Origin of the sequence: Microbispora sp. NPDC049125 (assembly GCF_040802045.1) — a bacterium.
Classification (GTDB): Bacteria; Actinomycetota; Actinomycetes; order Streptosporangiales; family Streptosporangiaceae; genus Microbispora.
This window is the reverse complement of the sequence record NZ_JBEZDW010000001.1, coordinates 355,407-371,921: the sequence shown is the minus strand read 5'-3', so window position 1 is coordinate 371,921 and position 16,515 is coordinate 355,407. Positions and strand designations below refer to the sequence as shown.

The 16,515-nt window shown below is 70.8% G+C and carries 13 protein-coding genes; 6 read left to right on the top strand and 7 right to left on the bottom strand.

The window, feature by feature from the left end; translation table 11 throughout:
- Positions 1–2: 2 nt before the first annotated feature.
- Positions 3–1,124, bottom strand: a complete 1,122-nt coding sequence (gene prfB, locus AB0B72_RS01600; protein ID WP_367736310.1) for a peptide chain release factor 2 — start codon at positions 1,122–1,124, stop codon at positions 3–5.
- Between the two features lie 83 nt (positions 1,125–1,207).
- On the opposite strand from prfB, the gene AB0B72_RS01595 reads away from it, so the two are divergent.
- A complete protein-coding gene (locus AB0B72_RS01595) occupies positions 1,208–2,335 on the top strand; it encodes a hypothetical protein (protein WP_367736309.1) in 1,128 nt (375 codons plus the stop codon).
- A gap of 21 nt (positions 2,336–2,356) precedes the next feature.
- Here the strand turns inward: AB0B72_RS01595 and AB0B72_RS01590 are convergent, their stop codons facing one another.
- From AB0B72_RS01590 to AB0B72_RS01575, 4 genes are all read right to left on the bottom strand, one after another.
- Positions 2,357–7,297 carry an NAD-glutamate dehydrogenase gene (locus AB0B72_RS01590; RefSeq protein WP_367736308.1) on the bottom strand — a complete coding sequence of 1,647 codons (4,941 nt, stop codon included), beginning with the start codon at positions 7,295–7,297 and terminating at the stop codon, positions 2,357–2,359.
- Between the two features lie 32 nt (positions 7,298–7,329).
- On the bottom strand, positions 7,330–8,151 hold the full coding sequence (locus tag AB0B72_RS01585; protein ID WP_367736307.1) for a tryptophan 2,3-dioxygenase: 822 nt from the start codon (positions 8,149–8,151) through the stop codon (positions 7,330–7,332).
- Positions 8,152–8,260: 109 nt separating this feature from the next.
- A complete protein-coding gene (locus tag AB0B72_RS01580; protein ID WP_367736306.1) occupies positions 8,261–8,458 on the bottom strand; it encodes a zf-HC2 domain-containing protein in 198 nt (65 codons plus the stop codon).
- Positions 8,458–9,024, bottom strand: coding sequence for a sigma-70 family RNA polymerase sigma factor (locus AB0B72_RS01575; protein WP_367736305.1), 567 nt, complete (start codon positions 9,022–9,024; stop codon positions 8,458–8,460). Before AB0B72_RS01575 ends, AB0B72_RS01580 begins: the two co-directional genes overlap by 1 nt.
- Positions 9,025–9,153: 129 nt before the next feature.
- Between AB0B72_RS01575 and AB0B72_RS01570 the strand changes: the two genes are divergently transcribed.
- From AB0B72_RS01570 to AB0B72_RS01550, 5 genes are all read left to right on the top strand, one after another.
- The gene (locus AB0B72_RS01570) at positions 9,154–9,741 is read left to right on the top strand and encodes a DUF4142 domain-containing protein (protein ID WP_367736304.1); all 588 of its coding nucleotides are present in this window, start codon (positions 9,154–9,156) and stop codon (positions 9,739–9,741) included.
- 22 nt (positions 9,742–9,763) lie between these two features.
- The gene (locus tag AB0B72_RS01565; RefSeq protein ID WP_367736303.1) at positions 9,764–11,098 is read left to right on the top strand and encodes a DUF1996 domain-containing protein; all 1,335 of its coding nucleotides are present in this window, start codon (positions 9,764–9,766) and stop codon (positions 11,096–11,098) included.
- A 147-nt stretch (positions 11,099–11,245) separates the two neighbouring features.
- The gene (locus tag AB0B72_RS01560) at positions 11,246–12,214 is read left to right on the top strand and encodes a hypothetical protein (RefSeq protein WP_367736302.1); all 969 of its coding nucleotides are present in this window, start codon (positions 11,246–11,248) and stop codon (positions 12,212–12,214) included.
- Entirely contained in the window at positions 12,211–13,668 is a 1,458-nt protein-coding gene (locus AB0B72_RS01555) for an NADH-ubiquinone oxidoreductase-F iron-sulfur binding region domain-containing protein (protein WP_367736301.1), read from the top strand. Before AB0B72_RS01560 ends, AB0B72_RS01555 begins: the two co-directional genes overlap by 4 nt.
- Before the next feature lie 107 nt (positions 13,669–13,775).
- A complete protein-coding gene (locus AB0B72_RS01550; protein ID WP_367736300.1) occupies positions 13,776–15,200 on the top strand; it encodes an FAD-binding oxidoreductase in 1,425 nt (474 codons plus the stop codon).
- On the opposite strand, the gene AB0B72_RS01545 is transcribed toward AB0B72_RS01550, so the two are convergent.
- Together AB0B72_RS01545 and AB0B72_RS01540 are read right to left on the bottom strand one after the other, a co-directional pair.
- Positions 15,158–15,394, bottom strand: a complete 237-nt coding sequence (locus tag AB0B72_RS01545; RefSeq protein WP_367736299.1) for a CopG family transcriptional regulator — start codon at positions 15,392–15,394, stop codon at positions 15,158–15,160. The genes AB0B72_RS01550 and AB0B72_RS01545 overlap by 43 nt on opposite strands.
- A 16-nt stretch (positions 15,395–15,410) precedes the next feature.
- The gene (locus AB0B72_RS01540; RefSeq protein ID WP_367736298.1) at positions 15,411–16,514 is read right to left on the bottom strand and encodes a methyltransferase domain-containing protein; all 1,104 of its coding nucleotides are present in this window, start codon (positions 16,512–16,514) and stop codon (positions 15,411–15,413) included.
- Between the last annotated feature and the right edge of the window lies 1 nt (position 16,515).

The window sequence follows — 16,515 nt, the reverse complement described above, 5'->3', positions numbered from 1 at the left end:
CGCTAAGCCGTGGCCGCGCCGCTCTCCTGGCGGCGCATCCAGCGGATCTCGCCCTCGATGAACTCGTCGATGTCGCCGTCGAGCACCGCCGTGGGGTTGCCCGCCTCAACGCCCGTGCGCAGGTCCTTGACGATCTGGTACGGGTGCAGCACGTAGTTGCGGATCTGCGTGCCCCAGGAGGTGGTGGACTCGCCGCGCAGCTCGTTCATCGTGGCGAGCTCCTCCTGGCGCTTGCGCTCCAGCAGCTTGGCGCCGAGGACGGTCATGGCGCTCGCGCGGTTCTGCAGCTGCGACCGCTCGTTCTGGCAGGAGACCACGATGCCGGTGGGGATGTGGGTGATCCGCACCGCCGAGTCGGTCGTGTTGACGCCCTGGCCCCCGGGCCCGGACGACCGGTAGACGTCGACGCGCAGGTCGTCCTCGTTGATGTCGATGTGGTCGGTCTGCTCGACCACCGGGACGATGTCCACACCGGCGAAGGAGGTCTGGCGGCGGCCCTGGTTGTCGAAGGGGCTGATCCGGACCAGCCGGTGCGTGCCGTGCTCGCCGCGGAGCGTGCCGTACGCGTAGGGCGCCTTGATCGTGAAGGTGGCCGACTTGATGCCCGCCTCCTCCGCGTACGAGGTGTCGTAGACCTCGGCGGGGTAGCCCTTGCGCTCGGCCCACCGCAGGTACATCCGCAGCAGCATCTGCGCCCAGTCGGCCGCGTCGACGCCGCCGGCCTGCGAGTTGATCGTGATGAGGGCCTCGCGGGAGTCGTACTCCCCCGACAGCAGGGTGCGGACCTCGAGGGCGCCGACGTCGGACCGCAGGGAGATCAGCTCCTTCTCGGCCTCCCGTAGCGCCTCCTCGTCGCCCTCCTCCGCGGCCAGCTCGAACATGATCGGGATGTCCTCGAGGCGCCGGGCCAGGCTGTCCACCCGGTTGACCTCGCCCTGCAGGTGGGAGAGCTTGCTCGTCACCCGCTGAGCCTGCTCGGGGTCGTTCCACAGGTCGGGAGCGGCGGCCTGCTCCCCCAGCTCCGCGATCTGCTTTCGCAGGGCGTCGAGGTCGAGCACGTCCTGGATGCTCTTCAGCGTGCCGGTAAGCTCGTGGATCTCTTCGGCTGGATCGATGGCTGCCACGTCTGTAAAGGGTACGCGAACGCGGGACCTCGTCTGGTACGGCACCTCGACTAGCATGAGAAGCCATTGCACTTGGAGGGGGCGTGAACGGGGTCGTTCGAAGCACGCTGGCCCTCGTCCTGCTCGCCGCCCTGTCCGCCGCCTGCTCGGGCGGGAGCGCGGGCGGGCCCTCCTCCGGCGCGGCGTCGCCCGCGGCGGCCGCGTCGAGCGCCCAGGCGCCCGGTCTCGGCACGTCGACGAGCCCGTCCGTCAGCACGTCGACGAGCACGTCCGCGAGCCCCTCGCCCGGCTCCGAGCCGCCCGCCGTCACGCCTGCGGAGGCCCGGCAGGCGTTCCACGCCTTCCTCGCCACCGCGGACGTGCTCGCGTCGGCCCAGGCCGATCAGTGGGCACTGTCCCTGACCCGCGACGGCCAGCGGCCCATCAGCATCGCCGAGATCCACGCGAGGGGCGGCAAGCCGCCCCCCCGGTACACCTGGGACTCCCAGAAGGTCTGGGTGCCGCGTCAGCGCTCCGGGAAGGCCGCCCAGTGGTTCGCGGCCACGGCACAGCGGCGAAGCCCCTCCGGGCAGGTCCGCACCGCCGTGATGACCTTCGTGCGGACAGACCCCCGCGGCCTGTGGCAGCTGGGGTTCGAGTCGCTGCTGTCCCCCGGCCAGAAGCCGCCGGATGTGGCGCTCGACGCGGACGGCTACGCGCTGTCCCTGGACTCCCGGGACTCGACGGTCGCCATCAGCCCCTCCCTGTTCGGCCCCCTGCACGCCACGACCGCGGAGGACTCGAAGAGCTACGCGTCCAGCCTCATCGCCCCCGGCCCGCTCACCACGGACATCGCCGACGAGATCGACAAGGACAAGGAGGAGCTCGAGCACAACAAGTGCCTGGCCTACGACTCGATCTTCGCCTTCGCGTCGAACTTCCCGGTGTTCGCCCTGCGGACCGACGACGGCGGAGGGCTCGTGCTCTACACGCTGATCCGCACGACCACCTGGTCGACGCAGAACGGCCCTAAGTGCAGCCAGGGCCAGCCGGTGCCGATCCCGGCCGCCGCCCGGTGGCTGCTGCACAAGACGACGCTGCTGTTCAGGCGGCAGATCATCGAGACCCAGCAGTACGTGGGCGCCGTGCCGCCCAAGGCGTCCACCGCGCCCGCGCAGGTGATCGGCTACGACGGGACGATCACCGGCGCCGCCGAGGCCAAGAGCCCCTGAGCGGCGCCGGCGAGCCGCCGGTCAGCCACCCTCCGCGTGCGGGAGGTTGCTCGTCGACACCAGCGTCCGTACGGCGCGCAGGGCGACGGACAGGGTGGCCAGGTCGAACGTGTCGCTCTCCCAGATCTCCGACAGCGTCTGCCGCGACCGGTTCACGGCGGCCTTGTTGCCCTCCACCCAGCTCGCCAGCCGCTCCTCGGGCGTGAGGCCCGGCTTGCTGTGGATGAGCACGTCCCGGGTGAGCGTGGCGTGTGCGGCGTACAGGTCGTCGCGCAGCGCGGCGCGGGCCATGGAGTTCCACCGGCTGTCGCGGGGCAGCGCGATCACCCGCTCCCTCAGCCGGGCCAGCTGGAGCCGGTCGGCCAGGTCGAAGTAGACCTCGGCCACCTCGTCGACCGGCCGGCCCGTGTAGGTGGAGATCTCGACCAGGTCGAACGTGGAGTACGCCGGGACCATCGAGGCGACCCGCTCGGCCAGGTCGTCCGGCACGCCCCTGGCGACGAAGGCGTCCCTGCGCTCCTCGTACGCCGCCAGGTCCGGGCCGGTCAGCAGCTTCGGAAGGTGGGGCGCCAGGGTGCCCGCGCCGTCGATGAAGAAGCGCGCCGTGGACGCCAGATCGAGCGGCGGGCGGCGGTTGCCCAGCAGCCAGCGGGTGCCCCGCTCGGACAGCTTGCGTCCCTCCAGCAGCATGGCGAGCTGGGTGGCGGTGTCCACCTTGTTGTCCAGGGCCTCGACCTGCCGGACGAACGACGGAAGGTCGAAGACCTCGCGGGCCACGAGATACGCGCGCACGATGTCGGCCGTCGACGCGCCGGTCTCCTCGCCGAAGCGGTAGACGAAGCTCGTCCCGCCGAAGTTCACCATGTCGTTGACGACGCGGGTGGTGATGATCTCCCGGCGCAGCGGGTGCGCGTCCATGTACGGCCGCAGCCGCTCGCGCAGCGCCGACGGGAAGTACGACACCAGCCAGCCGGCGAGGGACGGATCGTCGGGGATGTCCGACTGGAGCAGTTCGGCGTCCACCACGAGCTTGGTGTAGGCCAGCAGCACGGCGAACTCCGGGCCGGTCAGCCCGAGCCCCGACTGGCGGCGTTCCGCCAGCATCTTGTCCGACGGCAGGAACTCCAGCTCTCGGTTGATCAGACCGGCGCGCTCCAGCCACCGCAGGTACCGGGCGTGGATGTGCAGCATCTCGGGCGCCTGGGCGCGGGCGGCCGCGAGCACCACGTTCTGCGCGTAGTTGTCGTCCAGCACCAGCCAGCCGACCTCGTCGGTCATGTCGAGGAAGAGCTGGTTGCGCTGCTTGTCGGTCATCTCGCCGTCGCGGACCACCTGGTCGAGCAGGATCTTGATGTTCACCTCGTGGTCGGAGGTGTCCACACCGGCGGAGTTGTCGATGAAGTCGGTGTTGATCAGCCCGCCGCCGAGCGCGAACTCGATCCGGGCGAGCTGGGTGAAGCCGAGGTTGCCGCCCTCGCCGACCACCTTGCACCGCAGGTCGGACGCGTTGATGCGCAGGGCGTCGTTGGCCTTGTCGCCCACGTCGGCGTGGCTCTCCGAGGTGGCCTTGACGTACGTCCCGATGCCGCCGTTCCACAACAGGTCGACGGGGGCGCGCAGGATGGCGCTGATGAGGTCGTTGGGAGCGAGCGCGGCGACGCCGTCGGGGATGGCGAGCGCGGCGCGCATCTGCGGGGAGACGGGGATCGACTTGGCCGTCCGCGGCCACACGCCGCCGCCCGCGGAGATGAGGGCCCGGTCGTAGTCGGCCCACGAGCTGCGCGGCAGCGCGAACAGCCGCTCCCGTTCGGCGAAGCCGCGGGCCGCGTCGGGGCTGGGGTCGACGAACACGTGCCGGTGGTCGAAGGCGGCCACCAGCCTGATGTGGGGGGACAGCAGCATGCCGTTGCCGAACACGTCGCCCGACATGTCGCCGATGCCGGCGACGGTGAAGTCGGTGGCCTGGACGTCGACGCCGAGGGTCCGGAAGTGGTAGACCACCGACTCCCAGGCGCCCTTCGCCGTGATGCCCATGGCCTTGTGGTCGTAGCCGACCGAGCCGCCGGACGCGAAAGCGTCGCCCAGCCAGAAGCCGTACTCCTTGGCCACCGCGTTGGCGATGTCGGAGAACGACGCGGTGCCCTTGTCGGCGGCGACCACCAGGTAGGTGTCGTCTCCGTCGTGCCGCACGACGTCCGCCGGCGGGACGACCTCGCCGGCGACCAGGTTGTCGGTCAGGTCGAGCAGGCCGGAGATGAGCTGGCGGTAGCAGAAGACGCCCTCGGCCATCTGCTCGTCGCGGCCGCCGGTGGGGGGCCGCTTGACGACGAACCCGCCCTTCGACCCGGTCGGCACGATCACCGTGTTCTTGACCATCTGCGCCTTGACCAGGCCGAGGATCTCCGTGCGGAAGTCCTCCATCCGGTCCGACCAGCGCAGGCCGCCGCGGGCCACCTTGCCGAAGCGCAGGTGCACCCCCTCGACCCGCGGCGAGTAGACGAAGATCTCGTACTTGGGCCGGGGCAGCGGCAGCACGCCGATCGCCTGGGGGTCGAACTTCAGCGCGATGTACGGCTTGCGCCTCCCGGCGACGAACTGGCTGCCGGCGGTCCCGGCGTCCCGGCCGTCCTCGCTGCCCTGCTGGAAGACGTTGGTCCGCAACGTCGCCTTGATCATGTCCAGGTAGGCCCTGAGGATCCGGTCCTCGTCGAGCGAGGCCACCTCGTCCAGCGAGGCGAGGATCTCCTCCGTCAGCGCGTCGCAGACCTCGGCCCTGCCCTCGTCGGGCCGCCGCGGGTCGAGCCGCGCCTCGAAGAGCCGGACCAGCAGCCGGGCCAGCCGCACGTTGCCCAGCAGCACCCGCTCGATGTACTCCTGGCTGAACGTCGTCCCGGCCTGCCTGAGGTACTTCGCGTACGCCCGGAGGATCTCGGCCTGCTCCCAGGTGAGGCCGCCGGCGAGCACGAGCGCGTTGAACCCGTCGTTCTCCACCTCTCCGCGCCACAGCACGGCGAAGGCGTCCTGGAAGAGCCGCTTGAAGTCCTCACGCTCTACCTCCCGCGAGGGGGTGTAGCGCAGCCCGAAGTCGTAGATCCAGGCGTCCTTGGTCGCGGGGTTGTGATCCCGATCGATCGCGTACGGCCGCTCGTCGACGACCTCCACGCCCATCCGCTGCAGCAGCGGGAGCACGTAGGACAGCGAGATCGGGGCGCCCAGCCGGTAGAGCTTGAACCGCCGCTCCCCCTCGGCCGCGCCGTACGGCTCGTAGAGGTTCATCCCGATGGCGGTGGGGTCCTCGCCGAGCTGCTCCAGCCGCTTCAGGTCGGCCACGGCCGTACGCGCGGGGAAGTCCGCCTTGTACCCCTCGGGGAAGGCGGCGCTGTAGCGGCGGACCAGCCGGGGGGCGTCCTCCTCCGCGCACAGCTCGGCGACCGCGACGGCGAGGTCGTCCTCCCACGTGCGCGTGGTCGCGGCGAGCCGCGCCTCCAGCTCCTCCACGTCGACCGGCCCGTCGCCCAGCGGCTTGCCCCGCTCCCCGCGGATCACCACGTGGAGCCGGGCCAGGGCGGCCTCGCCGATCATCGTGCTGTAGTCGAGCGAGGTGCCGCCGAGGGCCTTGAGGAGGATCCGCTGCATGTCCAGCCGCACCTTGGTGGTGTAGCGGTCACGCGGCAGGAAGATCAGGCAGGAGATGTAGCGGCCGTAGTCGTCGCGGCGCAGGAAGAGCTTGACCTGCTTGCGCTCGCGCAGCCGCAGCACGCCCAGCGCGATCGGCAGCAGCTCGTCCACGGAGATCTGGAACAGCTCGGCGCGGGGGTAGGTCTCCAGGATCTCGATGAGGTCCTTGCCGTCGTGGCTGTCGGGCGACAGCCCGGCCCGGTCGAGCACCTCGGCGAGCTTGCGCCGCAGCACCGGGATGCGCGAGATCGACTCGTTGTACGCCACGTGGGTGAACAGGCCGAGGAAGCGGCGCTCGCCGATGACCTCGCCCTCAGGAGAGAAGAGCTTCACCCCGACGTAGTCGAGGTAGTGCGGCCGGTAGACGGTGGCGCGGCTGTTGGCCTTGGTGACGATCAGCACCTGCTTCTCGCGGGCCTTGGCGCGCAGCTCGGGCGGCATCGAGGCGAAGCTGTCGGACCCGGCCTTGTCGGCGCGCAGGATGCCCAGCCCGGTGCCCGGCAGCGCACGCAGGCTCTCGCCGTCCTCGGTGTCCTCCAGCCGGTACTCCCGGTAGCCGAGGAAGGTGAAGTGGCCGTCGGCGAGCCAGCGCAGCAGCTCCAGGCTGTCCTCGGCCCCGGCGGTGTCGGCGGGCGGCGGGCCGGCCGCCAGCTCGTCGGCGGTCCGCACGGCGAGCGACCGCATCTTGGCGAAGTCCTCGACGGCGTAGCGGACGTCGAGCATCACCCGCTGGAGGTCGGCGTCCAGCTGCTTCAGCGTGGCGGGGTCGGACTGGCGGTCGATCTCGATGTGCATCCACGACTCGCGGACGACCTGGCCGGTGACGTTCTCCTGGCCGGGGCCGAGGGCCGCGCCGGTCATGTCGCGGCGGACCAGCATCTGGGGGTGGACGACCAGGTGGGTGCCGAGCTCGTGCCGGTCGAGCTCGGTCGTCACCGAGTCGAGGAGGAACGGCATGTCGTCGGTGACGATCTGCACCACCGTGTGGCCAGGGTCCCAGCCGCACTCCTCGAGCGAGGGGGTGTAGACCCGCACCACGGCACGTCCCTGCGGCCGGTGCTCGGCCAGATGGCGGTGGGCCATCGCCGGCCCGAACACGTCGACGGGATCCCGGTCGGCCAGATCCTCGGGGGCGACGTGCCGGTAGTAGCGCCGCAGGAAGCTCAGCGCGTCCTCGCCTTGCGGCACTCCCGGCGTGTGCGCGCACGCGTCGGCCGCGGCGCGCAGCAGTTCGTCGAGCGCTTCGTCTGGTTCGTTCTGATCTGGCGCCACATCGAGCGGCATGTCGCTACTCACTCCCTTGTGAGCCTTGAGATTCACAGCCAGGCCCGTAGTTCCCACAGCAGGGGGAAGAAATGAACACGTGTCCGCCCCCTCAGGTACGGTGCCCCCGACGAGCCTCCGGTACCGGATTTCGTGCCGATCTGACGCTCGACCATCTGGACGTGCCGCATCCGCCAGAGCGCGGTTGTCTCGTCATGGGTGAGGAGGTCCTCGGCGAGTTCCCACAGATCGTCGTACGATCCGCGATCCCTTGCCACGGCCAGCAGGGAATCCATGATCTCCTCGTCGGAGACCGCGAGGCCACGCTGGGACAGAGCGGTGAGGTAAGCATCCCACAGCGTCGGTTCCGCGAGGCGCCGTCCGAGACGGGCGAGTTCCACCTCACCGGCGTCCCTGAGCCTGCTCAGGTACGACGCGTCCTTGGCCCCGGAGAGGAATTCAAGCTCGCGGAACTGGACCGACTGGAAGCCGCTGGCGGGGGCGAGGACCGACCGGAACTCCAGGAAGTCCTGCGGGGTCATCGTCTCCAGCACCTGCACCTGCTCGACCAGGACCCGCTCCACGGCGTGGACCCGGCGGAAAAGGTGCCTGGCCCGCCAGAGCGCGCCCTCGATCATGGCGTCCCTGATCCGCTCCAGCTCACCGAGGAGCAGCTTGAACCACAGCTCGTAGACCTGGTGGACGGTGATGAACAGCATCTCGTCGCTCGCGCCGGACTGCGGCGCCTGCTGGCCGAGCAGGCCGTCCAGGCGCAGGTATCCGCCGTAGGACAGCCGGCCGCCGTCCTCGCCGAAGCTGCGCGGGGAGGGCCGGACGCCCCCCGCTTCGGGCCGCCCGTACGGCATCGCAGGCATGCGCCACTCCTCCGGTGGCGAATTTCTCCCGATCCCCATTGACCGAAAGCCCGTTACCACCGCACCCGATATCACCCGATATCGGCACAAACGTCAACTTGACGCGCGGTCAAGGACGGGAACGTTCCTGTGACACGGAGTCGGACTTAAGGGCGTCGAGCATGCCGGGCAGCTCCTGGTTTTCCAGCAGTTCCGCCCGGCACGGCGCGCATTCGTCGAGGTGCCGCTCGAAAGCCTCGGCGTCGTCGTCGTCAAGCACTCCCAGGGCGTACGCTGCCACATCGAAGTGAGGCGACGACGCGGACATCAGCTGGCCACCCCCCTGTCCTTCAGGGCCGTTCGAAGCGCGCGCAGAGCGTAAAAGAGCCTGGACTTCACCGTACCCGGTGGGATGCCCAGAATCTCCGCCGCCTGGCTTACCGTACGGTCCCGTAAGTATGTCTCTTCGATAACTTCCCTGTGCTGGACCGACAGGCCGCGCAGCGCGTCGGCGACGACGATGGCCGACAGTGTGCGGTCCGCCCCGTCCGGCACGGCGATGCTGTCCTCCTCGGGAGCCTCCACCTCCTTCGGCCGTACGCCGCGCCTACGGCGGCCGTCGATAACGATGCGGCGGGCGACGGTGAGGAGCCAGGCCCACAGCAGGGGCGGCTCCCACGTCAGCTTCGCCGAGTTGCGCCAGGCACGCACCAGCGTCTCCTGGACGACGTCCTCAGCCCATTGCAGGTCGTTGCCGGTGGTCTTCCTCACCTGACGCAGCAGCGGACCGCCGAACTCGCGGTACAGCTCCCGGATCAGGCGCTCGTCCCGATCAGGGTCGTCGTAGTCATCGGAGTCCAGACGCACGAACCGGCTGTCGAGTTGTCGACGCACGCGCACATATTTGCACCGCTGTTACTCCCCCGTACACCACATCCGTAACTCCAGTCATTTCTGACTATTTCCTGAACCCTTGCCGACGCCCCCGCGTACCTCCGACCGAAGGTCACGAAAGGAGGCACGATGCGGTTCCGGTTTGGCGAACTCCTCGTGTTCGGCGTCTTCCTGCTCGCGGCGGCCGTCTCGGTGATCGTGGTCGTCCCCCGGAGCGAGGCGTCACAGGCCGGCTGGACACAGACCCCGTACGGGCCCCTCGGCCCGGCCGACCGCGACCTGCTCGTGCGGGTCAGGTGGGCGGGCCTGTGGGAGATCCCCGCCGGTCGCTGGGCCCAGGACCGGTCCGGCAACGAGAAGGTCAAGGACGTCGGCATGCATCTGGTCACCGACCACACCAAGCTCGACGCCGAGGTCCGGGCCCTGGCGGCCAAGCTGGCCGTGCCGCTGCCCGACCAGCCCAACCCGGATCAGCGGCGCTGGCTGGACGAGATGGCCGGCAGCCGGGGGGCCGAGTTCGACCGGATCTTCGCCGACCGCCTCCGCAACGCCCACGGCAAGGTGTTCACCGTCGTCTCCGCGGTGCGGGCGGGCACCCGCAACGAGCTGGTGCGCGCGTTCGCCTCCCGGGCCGTGGAGGTCGTGATGAAGCACATGACCCTGCTGGAGAGCACGGGACTCGTCGACTACTCCACGCTGCCCACCCCTTCGCCTTAGTTCGGTTCGTCTAGGAGGAACCATGCGAAAACGACTCCTGCTCGCCCTGTCGGGCGTGCTGCTCGGGAGTTCGCTGACCGGCGTCGCGGGGCCCGCGCTCGCCGACCACTGCGACCCCGCCGTCCAGGGCGCCGAGTGCGAGGACGTCGGCCCCGCCCTGGAGGACTTCATCGACATCCGGCGGGTCCCGCCGGGCCGCACCGGCGTCCGGGCCGGCCGGGGCTCGTTCACCAGCCAGTGCGGCCGCAACCAGAACGGCCACCGCAATTCCGACAACCACATCGTCGCGCCGGGGGTGTCCAACGGCGCCCACCACGTCCACGACTACGTGGGCAACCTGACGACCAACGGCTTCTCCACCGACGAGAGCCTCGCCGCCGGCGGGACGACCTGCCGTCTCGGCGACAGGTCCGCGTACTTCTGGCCGGTGCTCCGCAGCCGGACCGGCCAGAAGCCCCAGGCGTCCCCGACCGCGTCTCCTTCCATATCCGCGTCCGCCTCGCCGTCCGCCCGGCCGACGGCCTCGCGGAGCGCGTCGCGGCCGGACCCCGGCGATACGGCGACTCCCAAGGAGACGGCCACCTCGGATCCGGAGGCGTCCCAGGCGGCGGACACGGCCGCCGCGACCTCCTCCGGCGGCACGGACGCCTCGGACACCACGACTTCGGACACCACGACTTCGGACACCACGACTTCGGACACCACGACTTCGGACAGCACGGGAACGGACGGAGCGGGTTCGGACAGCAGGGCGGCCACCGCCGGCGGGGCGGAGGCCGATCACGCGGACGAGCCGGGCGACGAGGATCACGCCGACGAGCCCGGCGGCGCGGCCGACGGCAATGTCGGCAGCATCCTCCAGGCGCGGTCGGTGCAGCTCCAGTTCCGCGGCAACCCGGCGAGCAGGGTCGTCGCGATGCCCCGCTTCCTCCGGCTGATCACGGGCGACGCCAAGGCGGCCACCAACGGCGGCGCCAACGCGCGGGCCCAGTGGAGCTGCACCGGCTTCACCAACCGGGTCACCTCGAAGTATCCCCTCTGCCCGCGGGGCAGCCAGGTGCTGCGCATCCTCGACTTCCCGAGCTGCTGGGACGGCCAGAACACCGACAGCGCCAATCACAGAACGCACGTCCTGTTCCCGGCGGCGAACGGCGCCTGCCCGGCGGGCACCCGAGCCATCCCTCAGCTGCGCATGACGCTCTCCTATTCGGTGCGCAGCGGCCCGTCGTTCGCCGTCGACAGCTTCCCCGAGCAGCAGCACAGCCCGGTCACCGACCACGCCGACTTCGAGAACGTCATGCCCACCCGGCTGATGAACCTCGTCGTCTCCTGCATCAACAGCGGCCGCCGCTGCTGACCGCCCCCAGGACGTGCCGTTCCCCGTCCGGTCCCTCGCAGGCCACACCCGCCTGAGGTCCCGCCGGAGGACTCGTGGAACGGCGCCCACCGGTTCCGAGTACGCACCCTCACCAACTCGTCACCGGTACATCCGACGGAGGAATCATTGCCCCAGCGACGGGCTCCCCGGCACACCCGGCCGGACGCCGGCCTCGACCTCGAAAGCCGTGGCGTACGCATCGGTCTCGGCGTCGTCGTGACGCTGGTCGTGAGCGGAGGGCTGCTCGCGGCGAGGACCGAGGCGGGCGCCGGGTTCATGGCCGAGGCGCAGGCCTTCCTCACCTTCTACGCGGGCGTCGTCTCCCTGGTCGCCCTCACCACCACGGTCGCCCTCGGGCTGGCGGCCACCGAGCGCGTCGTCCTGCCGATCCCCCACCGGGTGGGCGCGCAGCTCGTGCACCGGTCCGCCGCCCTCGTCGGCGTCGGCTTCCTCGTCGTGCACATCGCCATGAAGATCGCCGCCGGGCTCGTCCCGCCGTACGGCTCGGTCGTCCCGAGCACGAACCTGTACGTCGGGATGGGCGCGCTCGCCTCCGACCTCATGATCGTCGTCATCGCCACCGGAGTCATGCGGGGCAGGTTCGCCCAGGCGGAGCGGCCGTGGGCGTGGCGGATCCTGCACGACCTCGCCTATCTCGCCTGGCCGCTGTCGATCCTCCACGGTCTCGCCGCCGGCCGTACTCCCGCCGCGTGGGTGAGCTGGAGCTACGTGATCTGCCTCGTGGCGGTCGGCTCGGCGCTGCTGCTGCGGGTCGTCGCCGCCGCCAGGCCCGCAAGGGCGCCGCGGATCGATGAGCGGGAGGCCGCACCGGCCCGGACCCTGCCCCGGCAGGTCCCGCGAGCCGTTCCCCAGCCGGTCAGCGCGCTGCGCAGCACCGGCACCGACGGCACGCCTCCGGCGCGCGGGTTCCCCGGCACCGGGACAAGGCACGCCGGGACAAGGCATGCCGGGACACAGCACGCCGGAACGCAGCACGCCGGAACGCAGCACGCCGGAATCCACAGCGTCGACGCACCGGGCGACGCACCGCAGAGCAACGGACCACAGGACACCAGGCTCCGGAGGATCGTGTGATTCCCTACCGCGTCTCGCAGGTCAGGCGGCTCGGCCCGGCCCGGCTCACCGCCGGGCTCGACCAGCACCGCAGGCTCGACCTCAACACCCACTACACCGTCCACGACCAGCTTCCCGGCCAGACGGTCGACTCGCTCATCGCGATGGCCGAGGAGGTGGACCTGCGCGGGCGCGGCGGAGCCGCGTTCCCGTTCGCGCGCAAGCTGCGGGCGGTCGCCTCGCGCGCCCGCGACTCCGAGACGGTCGTGCTGGTCAACGCCGCCGAGGGCGAGCCGGCCAGCATGAAGGACAAGATGCTGCTGACCCGCGTGCCGCACCTCGTCCTGGAGGGGGCGCTGCTCGCCGCCAGCGCGATCAACGCCAGGCAGGTGGTGGTCGCCGTCGCCGCCGGAGACCTCGCCGAGGCCTCGATGACCGCGGCGGTCGCCGAACGGGGCCTGTCCGGCTGCGTCCGGGTGGCGGGCATCCCGGAGCGCTTCATCGCCGGCGAGGGCGGCGCCCTCGTGCGGGCCGTGAACGGCGCGTCCGGCGTCCCCCCTGGCCGCAAGACCAGGTCGAGCGAGAGCGGTGTGGACGGGCTGCCGACCCTGCTGTCCAACGCCGAGACGTTCGCCCAGCTCGCCGTCCTCGCGGAGCTCGGACCCGAGGAGTACGCGTCGGTGGGGACCGTGCAGGAGCCGGGGACGGTCCTGCTGACCGTCGGCGGCTCGGTCGCCTCCCCATCGGTCGTCGAGGTGACGCCAGGCGTGCCGCTGGCCGCCGTACTCGACCTGTGCCAGGCCACCGTCGGCGACGGCGTGCTGCTCGGCGGGTACCACGGCAAGTGGATGGCGGGCGCCGACAGCTACGGCGCGATCGTGTCGCGGCGCGGGGCGGCGGAGGCCGGGGGCGAGCTCGGCGCGGGCATCGTGGTGCCGCTCGACGGCGACACCTGCCCCCTCGGGGAGACGGCCCGCGTGGCCGCCTATCTCGCCGCCCAGTCCTCGGGGCAGTGCGGGCCGTGCCGGCTCGGCCTGCCCGACCTCGCGCGGGCGTTCGCCGAGGTCGAGGACGGCGCACCCGACGGCCCTGACCTGGTGCGGGCGGCCGCCGCGGCCGTACGGGGAAGGGGCGCGTGCTTCCACCCCGACGGCTCGGCACGGTTCGTGCTTTCCGCCCTGGACGCGTTCGCCGACGACGTGGAGGAGCACCGCGTCCACGGCGGCTGCGGGCGGCCGGTGCTGGACGTGCTGCCGTTGCCGATCACCGACGAGTCGGACGCGCGGCTCGTCGTCGACTGGACCCGCTGCCAGGGGCACGGCCTGTGCGCCCACCTCGTACCCGAGCTGGTCAAACTCGACCACCACGGATATCCGGTCTTCATGGACAGCGGCATACCGTCGTGGCTGAGGGGCGAGGCCCAGAAGGCGGTCGAGATGTGCCCGGCCCTGGCCCTGCGGATCGGTGAGAAGTGATGGCACTGTAACCAACCAGAGCGGATCACCACACGTCTCACGAGGTAGCTCTACACCTCGGAGAGATGACCATGATGGACAGGCGAAGCTTCCTTCGCGTCTCGGCGATGGCCGGGACCGTTGTCGTGTCCGGCACGGCCGCCGCGGCGGCCGGGCCACGCGCTTCCGACTGGGCGGCGCTGGGCCGGGGGCTGGACGGACGGCTGATCCGCCCGGGGGACGCCGCGTACGACCCGGCCCGCCGGGTCTTCAACACGGCCTTCGACTCCGTACGGCCCGCCGGTGTCGCGTACTGCAAGACACCGGGCGACGTGGCGGAGTGCCTGGCGTTCGCCCGGCGGTTCGCCGTACCGGTGACGTCCCGGTCGGGCGGTCACAGCTATGCGGGCTGGTCCACCGGCAAGGGGCTGGTCATCGACGTGTCGCCGATGAGCGGGGTGTCCCACTCCGGCGGCCACGCGACCGTCGGCGCGGGAGCGCGGCTCGTGGATGTGTACGCGAAGCTGGGCGCGCACAAGGTGAGCATCCCGGCGGGCACCTGCCCCACCGTGGGCGTCGCCGGGCTCACCCTCGGCGGCGGCATCGGCGTGGTGTCCAGGACGTACGGCCTGACGTGCGACGCGCTGGAATCGGTGCGGATGGTGCTGGCGGACGGGCGGGTGGTCACCTGCTCGGCCACCGAGAACCCCGACCTGTTCTGGGCCTCGCGTGGAGGAGGCGGCGGCAACTTCGGCGTGGCCACGTCGTTCACGTTCCGCACCCACCCGACGCGGGACGTCACCGTCTTCTTCCTGCACTGGCCGTGGGCCAAGGCGGCGGCCGTGCTGCGGGCGTGGCAGGCGTGGGCGCCGTCCGCGCCCGACGCGATGTGGTCGAACTGCCATCTCAACCACGACCCCTCGCTGGACGTGCAGGTCGGCGGCCTCTACCTCGGCGGCAAGGCCGGCTGCGAGAAGCTGCTGCAGAAGCTCGTGGACCGCGTCGGCTCGGGCCCATCCACCCGTTACGTCGCCACCTCGGCGTACGACCACGCGATGATGGTCATGGCGGGGTGCTCGTCGCTGACCGTGGCGCAGTGCCACCGCCCCGGCTCGCTGCCGGGCCAGACCTCGGGTGGGAAGCTGGTGCGCGACTCGTTCTCCGCCGCGTCCCACATGGCGTACGCGCCGCTGCCGACGGCGGGGATCAAGGCGCTGGTCGCCCAGGTCGCGGCGGGCGGGCGGCACTCGGTGCTGCTCGACGCGCTCGGCGGAGCGATCGGCCGCGTGCGGTCCGACGCGACGGCCTTCCCCCACCGGAAGGCGCTGTTCAGCGTGCAGTACTACGCCCACTTCGGCGGGGCCGCGGCCTGGACCCAAACCGCGCACGCCGCCATGCGGCCGTATTTCGGGGACCACGCGTACGTGAACTACATCGACCCGAAGCTCAAGGACTGGCGGAAGCAGTACTACGGCGCCAACGCCGCCAGGCTCGCCCGCGTCAAGGCCGCCTACGACCCGAAGAGGCTCTTCCGCCTCCCCCAGGGCATCTGACCGGTCCGACCGGGACGCGGGGCGACGGCCTTGAAGGTCGGCCAGTCCAGCGGCTCGTCCCACACTCGGTTCGCCATCGCGGCCAGGTGAATTCCGGCTCGGATGATCTCCGCCTGAGAGATGCCACGGCGCTTCGCGGCCTTCCTGATGACCGCGAGGTCTTCGGGATCGGCGTACACGGCGATCCTTTTCATCGGCATATACCACCACTCAGTGGATCACGTTGTCCGGCCGATCCAGCCAGACGTGTTGGCCTTCTGGCGTGACGGTCAGGCCGAACCGGTCACGGCCGGGGGAACCGGAGGAAACCCACCGCAGGAACGCGGCCTCCAATTCGTCCCAGAGATCACGCGGCCCCCGTTGGAGAACGGCCACGCGCTTGTACTCAGGTGAGTAGTGCACCTGAGCATCGGAGTCGTCCGACCACAGCCACAGGTGGAACTCGCCGTTGTCCTCGTCGGCGTGCCGGCCGTTCAGGTCGGGAATCATGCCCGCGACCGCCACATCGGCCCCGACGGAGGAGCGGACGATACGGCGTGGGTCCAGGTAGGTCGACGACTCCCGATAGTCGCCCGTCGCCTCGGGTACGCCCCGACGTTGCGACCGCAGCATCATGAAGGAACAGCTCCGGTAGAACCTACCCACAGCCGTGCCGTCTCCGGTCACGGTCAGCCTGGTCAGGTGACCGGCCTCCCACCGAGGCATCCAGGGGATTACGATCAGGCCCGCCGGACGCGTCTGCTCGACCCAGGCGTGGGGCACCTCATCGACGCCGCAGGTGACGTGGACGCGGTCATAGGGCTTGCCATCCGGCCACCCGGCACTCCCATCCCCCAGGACGAGCCGGGGAAGACGCCCAGCGTTCTTGAGGTTCTCGGCCGCTGCGGCGAGGACGGCCTGATCTATCTCGACACTGGTGACGTTGCCGTCGCCGAGGCGATGGGCCAGCAGGCCCGCCGTCCAGCCGGTTCCCGTACCGATCTCCAGGACCTCGTCACCGTCGTAGGGATCGAGCAGGTCCAGGCCCGCCGCGACGATGCTGGGCATGGAGCATGACGAGGTGTAGTCCCCGCTTCCCGCTGTCAGGTCGGTCGCCCCGTCGTCAAGCTGGGTGACGATCGCCGTGTTCGAGTAGACAGCGTCCATCCACCCGTCCGGGTCGGCGGTCCGGTCGATCAGATACCCCGGCTCGTCGTCAGGAGAGCACCACGCTTGATCAGGGATGAAAAGGTGACGCGGCACCGCCCGCATGGCGTCAGCCCATCGCGAGTCGAGGTCCTGGAGCTGTGCGATCAGGTGCGCGTTGTCCGTCACG